The following is a 4,721-nucleotide window of genomic DNA, read 5'->3' on the forward strand; positions in this document are numbered from 1 at the left end:
TTTAATAAAATTAAGTTTACTTACAATGCCTTCAAAGCAGCTTTTAACTCTGTAACAGCAGCCGTTTTATCTGTCGATCTTGCAAAAAGATCGGCCGATGCAGAAGCTTCGCCATAATAAGCGGTGTTAGCGCTTTTGTTGATAGCCAGGTTTGAACCGTTTATGCTGATACCTGCAAATAAACCTTTACTACGCGAGTAAGAGTAAACTTCGGCCTGTAGCTTGTAGTCGGTGCTGGCAGTAGAGCTACGACCAACCGGGCCGGCTGCTGCCGATACATCACCACCAATGGTGAAATCGCCGCTTTCAACCTTAGCCAGTACGCCTTTGTTGCGGAAAACCAAAACCATATCAACAGATTGTACACCAATCTGGAAACCAATACTGCCACCGGTAAGGGTTATAAATACCGGATCGCTCCACTGGCCGTTGGCCAATTTAACCATGGCAACGCCTTGCCCGCGTTTGCCGCCAATGCCAAAACCGGCGTTGATCAGTTTAGGGATAATAACAATACCCTCATACTGTTCAATCAGCTCATGCGGGATGCTTTCTTTCATTTTGCCGAATTCTTTTAAAACCTTAGTAGCATCGTTGATTTTTGCGCTGCCTTTATCATCAGCCGGTTTTGCAGAAGCAAGTATGAAAAATGCGCTTAACAGTAACGGTAAGCTTAAAAATTTTAATGTTTTCATGGGATAGATATTATTATGAATGTATTATTTGTACAAGCAAATATAACTCCAATTCAGAATATTTATTTCGGGCACATGCTGCAGGTTATTGTAAAATTCTTTCAATCTTACATATAAAGCAGCAGGCCTGTGCGTTACGGGCATGCAGATAGTTAACATCCGGGTTTTTATTAAATATCTTTATTATCAGTTCATCAACATCCTTATCGCCCACATTTTCTGTTAAAACCATCATTTGTTTGGTATTGTAGCCAATAAGCGTTAACGGGAAGCTTTTTCTATTAGCCTTTATCTCAGGCGGGAAACGATGTACATCGCTGTATTCCTCCACATCTGCTTTGTTGATAAACACCGGCCCGGGTTGGTTGTAAGCATTCTCTATATCAAAAGGCGAATGTTTAAACAGCAGGCGGTTATCTACACCTTTTTCAAAGGGTTTTAGCGATACCCTGCATGGCCCAAGCCCGGTAGCTAATTGCTCAACAACCGGGTTGTTAAAATCATCAACCATGTTCGATTTTATCTTTTGTGCATACGCACGCGATAACGGTACTATTTTAAATGTTTTCATACACCAAATTTCCGGCAAAGCGCCGGCTGTTAAAACCCGAATCTTGCGGACATAAATCAATTATTTACATTCATCTGCATATCTTAACATCCGCATATCTGCACATCTTCCTATCTTTGCCCGTAGCATGATAAAACCCGGTAAACAACAGGTATTCGCCATAAATAATGAGCAGAGTTTTAAGGAGACCACTTTGCAGGTATTCAATTACCAGGCGGCAAACTGCAGTGTTTACAAGGCTTTTATTGATGGACTGAAACTTAACCCGGCTGATATTAAGTCGGTTGAGCAAATCCCTTTTTTGCCGGTTGAGTTTTTTAAAACACACACAGTAGTTACTTCGAATGAACCGGATGATGTGGTTTTCACCAGTTCGGGCACTACAGGGATGATCACCAGCAGCCATCATGTAACGGATGTAAGCTGGTATGAAGAGAGCTTTCGCCGTGCCTTCAGTTTGTTTTATGGCGATATAAAAGGTTATACAGTGCTGGCCTTGCTGCCCGCATACCTGGAACGCGAAGGATCGTCGCTTATTTACATGGCGCAGGACCTGATCACTCAATCAGCCAATCCCAATAGTGGCTTTTACCTGTACAACCACCAGGAACTTTATGATAAACTGCAACAACAAAAAGCAATAAATAAACCAACCCTGCTAATAGGAGTTACCTTCGCTTTGCTTGATTTTACGGATAATTATCAAATAGATTTCCCGGAGCTGATCGTAATGGAAACAGGTGGGATGAAAGGCCGCCGTAAAGAGATGATCCGCGAGGAGTTGCATAATGCCCTATGCGCAGGCTTTGGCGTTAATGCTATCCATTCAGAATACGGGATGACGGAGCTTTTATCGCAGGCCTACTCAAAAGGCGTGGGCATATTTAATTGCCCGCCCTGGATGCGGATCATCACCCGCGATACAAACGACCCTTTTACATTGGTTGATGCCGGTAAAACAGGTGGTGTAAATATCATTGATCTGGCCAATATCAACTCCTGCTCGTTCATAGCCACGCAGGATCTGGGGAGAGTGTATGCCGACGGCTCTTTTGAGGTGATAGGCAGGTTTGATAATTCGGATATCCGCGGCTGTAATTTGCTCATCGCCTAATATTTATCTAATTAGCATTAATATTATTATTTTTGCCACCTCAAAGAACAACAATGATCATGATCGACAAATTCTTACGCGACGAGCAAGACCCTAAAGCAGTTGAAAAAGTGTACAGCCGTTTGGTTGATCTGCTTACAACAGGCGAGGAAATTATATACATAGCGGTGCAGAAAAAGCCTATAGTAAACCTTTTTCCGGACTGTATCGCCATCACCAACAAACGCATCCTTTTCTTTACCCCGGCAAACCTTGGCCTATCCATCAAGTTTGTTGATTTTGTATGGAAGGATATTGTTGATGTATATACCAAAGAAGAAATTATAGGCGCCGTTTTTAGTGCCAAAACCACAATAGGTACCGAAATGGGTGTTGATTACCTGCCTAAAGTACAGGCACGTAAACTATACCAATACGCCCAGGAGCGTAAAGAGGCCGAGCGCGAAGCCCGCCGCCTGCGCGAACTGGAAGAAAAACGTGCCGAATCTGGCGCGGTAAACATCGACCATGCGTCGAATTTAGGTTTCCAGGCACCGGTACAACAACAGTCGCCTGTTGCTGCGCCAGTACCAACCCCGCCACCTGCACCTGTTGTGCAAGAGGAGCCAAAAAAGGATGAGCTTACCGAAAAACTTAAAAGACTGAAAACGTTATTCGAAAGCGGTTTGATCTCGCAGGAAGAATACAACCACAAAAAATTGGAATTACTAAGCGATTTTTAAACGATACCTAATCTTAGGTATTAAAATAGGCTTGCATTTGCAGGCCTATTTTTTTTCGGGCAATTCTATAGGGTTGTTTATTATCCGGGTGTTGGGCGATGATGATTTTACCACATTGATAGATGCTATTTTATTGGGATCGATATCGCCCATAAAAGATTTTGCCCCCCGGCGCGCGGCGGAGTTGCTGCCATGTGATGCTTTGCTAAAGCCGACAGGGTCTTTAGCCCTTGCCTCCTTTAACCTGGCCAGGTCCTGCGGGGTGGTTTTAATATCGTCTGCGGGGGGTAAAATAGGTTGCTTTAAGTTGCTGATATCCTCAAAACCATTAAACTTAAATTGCACTTCTTTTTTTGAGTCGGATGCTTCCAGTATTAAGCCTGGCAGGCCGTTAAGCTTCCACGGCCCGTTATGGAAGGGCAGGTCGGGGCAAAACCAGGCGGTATAATCGCGGCCTTTAAAATGCGCGGTTGCTTTTTGCGCGTGCAGCGCGCCAAAACTCATGGTGTCTTTCTGTATAGCCCATTTAATAATGGGTAGCGGTTCTTCAACCAGGTAATAATTAACTATCTGCTCTTCGGTGTATAGTTTTTTGTCGTTAATGTATTGGTAATACTCTTCGTTTGATACCGCCCCCGGGCTGGTAATGATAAGGTTAAGTCGGTTAGGGTCGGCAGCTGTTTTTACCTGGTTAGCAATTTGGTTGGCCATCATTTCTTCCTGTTGCTGCTTGGTTAAGCTGCGATAGGCGCTTGCATTACGCCCCAGCAGTAAAGCCATAGTTTCGGTATAAGGCTTATCCCTGTAGGTTGTGTCCCTAACATGGATAAATTCGTAGGTGGCTTTACCGATGGCTACATCAGTTTTTTGCGCAGAGCAAACCGTAGCAGAAAACAATACCGCGGCATAGAAGAGTAGTTTTTTCATGGATTTATAATAAGTGGCGTTGTAAAACTAAATATTTAGTTTAAATATACTCCAATTATTTATAAATGTATTAGCGATAGGGAGTTTAAATTAGCCTGTCGTCAAAGGTAAAGGGATGGGTATTTATGATTTTCACCTTTTTGATATCCGGGTGCCATGGGTTAAGCAGGTAGTTATATTCCTCGGGTACAACAGACGATGGCACCTTCATCATCAGGTATTTAGTTTCTTTGATGAATTGGTTACCCAGGGTTTTAAGTTCGGCAGGCGATGAGGCGTCTTGCCAATTATCGGGCAGGGATTTTATGTCGAGCGTTAAAATGCTGTTATTGGGGACCTCTACTTCGGCAACGCAAAAGTTATCGGGCAGTAAAAGTGGGGGGAGGTGTACAAGTACTTCCAACACAGCTAATGCCCGTGATGATGCCATGTAAACCATTGATTTGCCCTCGCTGTTCCAGCGCCCGCCATAAAGGCGCGCACCTGTGCCGCTTAAATCTTTAATGTAGGTGCAGTTGGCAATACGATACAGTATCATTTATGCAAAAATGCCGTGTTCAATGCGGCCAAGCTCTTTAAAAACCATATCAAACCCTGCCGAGGTATCAAGAATGGTAACAGGGGCTTCGCCTTTAAATACAAAGCTTGGCGCTTTTACCCAAAGTTTAAATTTATCCATCGAACCAAAAACT

At 43.6% G+C, this 4,721-nt stretch carries 7 protein-coding genes; 2 read left to right on the top strand and 5 right to left on the bottom strand.

Going from position 1 to position 4,721, the window contains the following annotated elements:
- Nucleotides 1-20: 20 nt before the first annotated feature.
- Nucleotides 21-695, bottom strand: a complete 675-nt coding sequence (locus WC615_RS22565) for a lipid-binding SYLF domain-containing protein (RefSeq protein WP_372980290.1) — start codon at nt 693-695, stop codon at nt 21-23.
- An 85-nt stretch (nt 696-780) separates the two neighbouring features.
- Nucleotides 781-1,266 (bottom strand): DUF1203 domain-containing protein, encoded by a 486-nt coding sequence (locus tag WC615_RS22570; protein ID WP_372980291.1) that lies wholly within the window; start codon nt 1,264-1,266, stop codon nt 781-783.
- A 127-nt stretch (nt 1,267-1,393) separates the two neighbouring features.
- Between WC615_RS22570 and WC615_RS22575 the strand changes: the two genes are divergently transcribed.
- Both WC615_RS22575 and WC615_RS22580 read left to right on the top strand, forming a co-directional pair.
- Nucleotides 1,394-2,380, top strand: a complete 987-nt coding sequence (locus tag WC615_RS22575; RefSeq protein ID WP_372980292.1) for an acyl transferase — start codon at nt 1,394-1,396, stop codon at nt 2,378-2,380.
- Nucleotides 2,381-2,439: 59 nt separating this feature from the next.
- On the top strand, nt 2,440-3,102 hold the full coding sequence (locus WC615_RS22580; RefSeq protein ID WP_372980293.1) for a PH domain-containing protein: 663 nt from the start codon (nt 2,440-2,442) through the stop codon (nt 3,100-3,102).
- A 45-nt stretch (nt 3,103-3,147) separates the two neighbouring features.
- Here the strand turns inward: WC615_RS22580 and WC615_RS22585 are convergent, their stop codons facing one another.
- The 3 genes from WC615_RS22585 to WC615_RS22595 form a co-directional block, all read right to left on the bottom strand.
- Nucleotides 3,148-4,029, bottom strand: a complete 882-nt coding sequence (locus WC615_RS22585) for a GLPGLI family protein (RefSeq protein ID WP_372980294.1) — start codon at nt 4,027-4,029, stop codon at nt 3,148-3,150.
- 85 nt (nt 4,030-4,114) lie between these two features.
- Nucleotides 4,115-4,567: an RES family NAD+ phosphorylase gene (locus WC615_RS22590; RefSeq protein ID WP_372980295.1), complete on the bottom strand. Its 453-nt coding sequence runs from the start codon at nt 4,565-4,567 to the stop codon at nt 4,115-4,117.
- Complete coding sequence (locus tag WC615_RS22595) at nt 4,568-4,708, bottom strand: antitoxin Xre/MbcA/ParS toxin-binding domain-containing protein (RefSeq protein WP_372980296.1); 141 nt, start codon at nt 4,706-4,708, stop codon at nt 4,568-4,570.
- Between the last annotated feature and the right edge of the window lie 13 nt (nt 4,709-4,721).

This window comes from Mucilaginibacter sp. (genome assembly GCF_041663085.1).
Classification (GTDB): domain Bacteria; phylum Bacteroidota; class Bacteroidia; order Sphingobacteriales; family Sphingobacteriaceae; genus Mucilaginibacter.

Excerpts from the sequence above, each read along its gene's own strand:
- WC615_RS22565 (WP_372980290.1), bottom strand. The coding sequence starts at position 695 with ATGAAAACATTAAAATTTTTAAGCTTACCGTTACTGTTAAGCGCATTT.
- WC615_RS22575 (WP_372980292.1), top strand. The coding sequence starts at position 1,394 with ATGATAAAACCCGGTAAACAACAGGTATTCGCCATAAATAATGAGCAG.
- WC615_RS22590 (WP_372980295.1), bottom strand. The coding sequence starts at position 4,567 with ATGATACTGTATCGTATTGCCAACTGCACCTACATTAAAGATTTAAGC.
- WC615_RS22585 (WP_372980294.1), bottom strand. The coding sequence starts at position 4,029 with ATGAAAAAACTACTCTTCTATGCCGCGGTATTGTTTTCTGCTACGGTT.
- WC615_RS22570 (WP_372980291.1), bottom strand. The coding sequence starts at position 1,266 with ATGAAAACATTTAAAATAGTACCGTTATCGCGTGCGTATGCACAAAAG.
- WC615_RS22595 (WP_372980296.1), bottom strand. The coding sequence starts at position 4,708 with ATGGATAAATTTAAACTTTGGGTAAAAGCGCCAAGCTTTGTATTTAAA.
- WC615_RS22580 (WP_372980293.1), top strand. The coding sequence starts at position 2,440 with ATGATCGACAAATTCTTACGCGACGAGCAAGACCCTAAAGCAGTTGAA.